Annotated in this window: 1 pseudogene; it reads left to right on the forward strand. The window is 50.5% G+C overall.

Annotated features, from left to right (window positions below):
* Window positions 1-279 (forward strand): annotated as a pseudogene (gene gatB / locus AAEY79_RS14660) (Asp-tRNA(Asn)/Glu-tRNA(Gln) amidotransferase GatCAB subunit B); the annotation flags it as partial.

Genomic DNA, 279 nt, shown 5'->3' on the forward strand with positions numbered 1-279 from the left:
GGCGAGAAAAACGAATATCCTAAACGCATGGGCATCACGCGCGCGCATTTAGAAGAAGATGCGGGCAAATCAGTACATGATGCTGTCGAAGGTATGACCGGCGTTGACCTTAACCGTGCTGGCACGCCTTTGATTGAAATCGTCTCTGAGCCGGATATGCGTTCTGCTGCCGAGGCGCTTGCCTACATTAAAGCGATTCATCAGCTGGTCACTTGGCTTGGTATATCCGATGCGATTATGGCAGAAGGCTCATTCCGCTGTGATTGTAACGTCTCTATC

The sequence above is a fragment of the Psychrobacter sp. GW64-MNA-CIBAN-0177 genome (genome assembly GCF_040309585.1).
In the GTDB taxonomy this organism is placed as follows: Bacteria; Pseudomonadota; Gammaproteobacteria; order Pseudomonadales; family Moraxellaceae; genus Psychrobacter; species Psychrobacter okhotskensis.